This is a genomic window from Escherichia sp. WS2035, assembly GCF_046487065.1.
GTDB classification, from domain to species: domain Bacteria; phylum Pseudomonadota; class Gammaproteobacteria; order Enterobacterales; family Enterobacteriaceae; genus Escherichia; species Escherichia coli.
On the sequence record NZ_JBJQKD010000065.1, the window covers coordinates 1 to 511 of the forward strand.

The window sequence follows — 511 nt, forward strand, 5'->3', positions numbered from 1 at the left end:
ATCTTCACCATCTTTCAGTTTGAAGCAAACCGCCGGGATGCCTTCGTCCGGGCGACCGGTACAGATGAACTCATACGGCCCCAGTTTGGCGATTTCATCCGCCAGATAAGCAGCAACCTGGTAGGAAGCGTTCTGTACTTTGGTATAGCCTTCACGACCGAGGCGCAGGAATTCATAATACTGTGCAATCACCTGACCCGCCGGGCGGGAGAAGTTGATGGCGAAAGTCCCAATCTGACCACCGAGGTAGTCAACGTTGAACACCAGTTCCTGCGGCAGCGCTTCTTCATCACGCCAGATAACCCAGCCGCAGCCCAGCGGAGCCAGACCGAATTTATGGCCTGAAGCACTGATCGATTTCACACGCGGCAGGCGGAAGTCCCAGACGATATCCGGGGCAACGAACGGTGCCAGGAAGCCACCGCTGGCGGCGTCGATGTGCATGTCGATGTCGATACCGGTGTCGGCCTGGAATTTATCCAGCGCATCGTGCAGCGGCTGCGGGAACTCA

1 protein-coding gene is annotated in these 511 nt (G+C 57.1%); it reads right to left on the reverse strand.

Features of this window, described 5'->3' with window-relative positions; translation table 11 throughout:
• A partial coding sequence (locus ACJHX4_RS26795; RefSeq protein ID WP_390431452.1) for a pyridoxal-dependent decarboxylase occupies nucleotides 1-511 on the reverse strand: 511 nt, incomplete at both ends.